A 2,579-nucleotide genomic window follows, 5' to 3' on the forward strand; every position below is an offset into this window, starting at 1 on the left:
GAGGGTCGGCAACGATTCTGACGAAATCCTCCAAAAAGCGCATTAACCATCTGTTTTACAAGCCCTAAATTAACTATTTCATCGCGTGCAGACGATGCGTTACCTGCCGTATTCCCACACCCAGTAGCCAAAAGCCGCGGCACATAAAAGCCATGTGCCAATAACGACTGCGGCCGCAACGTGGCTGATCGGCTTGGTTGCCACTTTAGCTGCTTTCGAGCGACTCGCTTCTATCACATTCGATGGCGTCAGCTTGATGACAAGGACGATGCCCAGCGGGACCAAGATAATGTCGTCAAGATAGCCCAGGATCGGTATGAAGTCCGGAATGAGATCAATTGGACTCATGGCGTACGCTGCGATTGCGAGCGCAAGCAGCCGAACGACTATGGGGGTATTCGAGTCTCGCGCCACAAAATAAACCGTCAGCGCATCATGCTGAATGCGTTTTGCCGCAGCTCGCAGCCTGCCAAAGGTCACGGTAGACATCTAAACTTCTCCTTGCGCGATTGGCATTACTCGCAACTCTCAGGGATGATCAGGCCGAGACAATAGCGGGCTATTTAGCCAGGCTTGTTTGTAGTTGTTTCAACTGACCCTGGAGGACAGCTTTTTCCTGCAGTAATTCGCGATTCTGATCGTTGAGGAACTGGTTTCGGTCGTCAGCCGCTGCCACGCGCTCTCTGAGGTCGGAGATCCGCTGCTGGCAGGCCGCGAGATGTTTTTCAGAATCCGTTAGGGCCGCACCAAGCTTCTCCCGGTGTTCGGCGTCGCTATCTCGCTCCAGCTGGAGGCGGTCGACTGTCGCTTCCAGCGTTTCTGTTCGCGTTGCCCATTGTGTTATGACGGCCTGGCTCGCGTGCAACTTTTCTTTCAAGTTTTCAGCGTGATCCTGACTGGCCTCATAGCGCTGGTTTATTTGGTCGCGATGTTGTCTCAGCGTGTCGCGGTCCTGTTCGCTGGAGCGGAGCTGCTGCGTCAGCTGATCCACCTGACCCTCCAGCCCTGACTGGGTCCTGTGGAACTGGTCCCGTTCATGACGGCGATCCTCGGCAATCTCCTGCTGGTAGTGCTCGAAATGGCTGCGGATATCGCGGTTTTCCTGCTTCATCTCTTGGACGGTTGCAGTGGTCTCACTGAGTTTCTCCTGACTTGCCTCCAGTTTGGACGTGAGTGAGGCCGCCCGGTGCTGTTCCTGTTGCAGAGCGTGGGCCTGGGCATCGCTTTCGTTGCGAAGCGCTTCATTGGCCTTCTCCAGCCCGCAGCGTTGCTCTTCCAGTGACTCGCACCGCTGCCGCACCTCTTCCAGCTCGGTGCGCCATTGCTGTTCCAGCGTCTGGTGCGCTTCGCGCTCCTGCGTAATACGTTCATCGGCCGCGTATTGAGCTCGCTCATGCAGGGCTTTCACGGCGGCCACCAAGTCAGCCGGGAGTCCGTTCAGATCCGCTGCGGCTTCGCTGCCTGTTTTCCAACGTTTCAGCATTGGCCCGAGAGTGCTGCGACTGCCGGTACCGAGCTCCGATCGCACCCGGTCGACAGTGGGCTCGTCACCGCGTTGGCGGACGCGTTGCGCAGCGTTGGCGACATCCTGGTAGGTAATTCCGGCGCGGGCCATGACATGCCTCATTTTTATCATATAACGTGATATGTAATATTACGTTATTTATGAGATAATTAACAAAGTTAATTTAAGACCCATAACGCACGTTAAAGCGTATTAACGTGCGTTAGAGTGTGGTCTGCTCTATTCTGCCCCTGTAACACCGGTACACCACCGGCTCTTGAGAGCACGCCTCGAATTGGAGTGATCATGGATCCAAAACCCACCACCAGGTCCACATTACGTAATACGGAAAAGACCCTGTTAGCCGATTCGGCTAATCGGTACATCCACATGGCCACCACGGACAACACGCGCCGAACCTACCGTGCGGCCATTCGAAGCTTTGAGCGCTGGGGCGGACGTCTACCGACACAGCCGGCGACCTTGGCGGCCTACCTGTCCGACCAGGCAGTCGCGCTTAATCCTCGCACGCTGGATGTCTACCTGACGGCCCTGGGGCGCTGGCACCAGACTCAGGGATTGCGTGATCCCGCTCGGGACCCTGGCGTGCGCAAAACGTTGGAAGGGATTCGTCGCGTCCATGGTCGGCCGAAACGGCAAGCCCGGGCGCTGCGCCTCGAACACATTGCCGTCTTTCTGCAAACACTCCAGCAGCAGCCTGACTCGCTCAAGAAGCATCGCGACTGGGCCCTGCTGCAGGTCGGTTTTTTTGGGGCGTTTCGCCGCAGTGAGTTGGTGACTATTGAAGTGGAGGATTTGTCGTGGGAGCCGGAAGGGCTTGTGGTGACTCTGCCGCGCTCGAAAACGGATCCTCACGGTGAGGGGCTAAAGCGGGCCCTGCCTCGGGGCAACGGGCCGGTCTGCCCGGTCAGTGCCCTCGAAAACTGGCTAAAGCGCGCGGGCATTCACGAAGGACCCGTCTTTCGAGCCGTCAATCGCTGGGATCGGTTGCAACCCCAAGCCCTCTCAGGCGGGTCAGTGAACCGTATCCTGAAGGCGCTCGGGGAAACCTGCG

3 protein-coding genes are annotated in these 2,579 nt (G+C 57.3%); 1 reads left to right on the forward strand and 2 read right to left on the reverse strand.

What is annotated here, in order from left to right:
* Nucleotides 1-99: 99 nt before the first annotated feature.
* Complete coding sequence (locus V8L70_RS22660) at nt 100-489, reverse strand: YkvA family protein (protein WP_008295667.1); 390 nt, start codon at nt 487-489, stop codon at nt 100-102.
* Between the two features lie 70 nt (nt 490-559).
* Entirely contained in the window at nt 560-1,615 is a 1,056-nt protein-coding gene (locus tag V8L70_RS22665; protein WP_023659525.1) for a DNA-binding protein, read from the reverse strand.
* Nucleotides 1,616-1,810: 195 nt separating this feature from the next.
* Here V8L70_RS22665 and V8L70_RS22670 point away from each other — a divergent pair.
* Nucleotides 1,811-2,579 (forward strand): site-specific integrase (locus V8L70_RS22670; protein WP_232774904.1); only part of this gene is annotated, 769 nt, incomplete at its 3' end.

Origin of the sequence: Vreelandella arctica (genome assembly GCF_037070215.1) — a bacterium.
In the GTDB taxonomy this organism is placed as follows: Bacteria; Pseudomonadota; Gammaproteobacteria; order Pseudomonadales; family Halomonadaceae; genus Vreelandella; species Vreelandella arctica.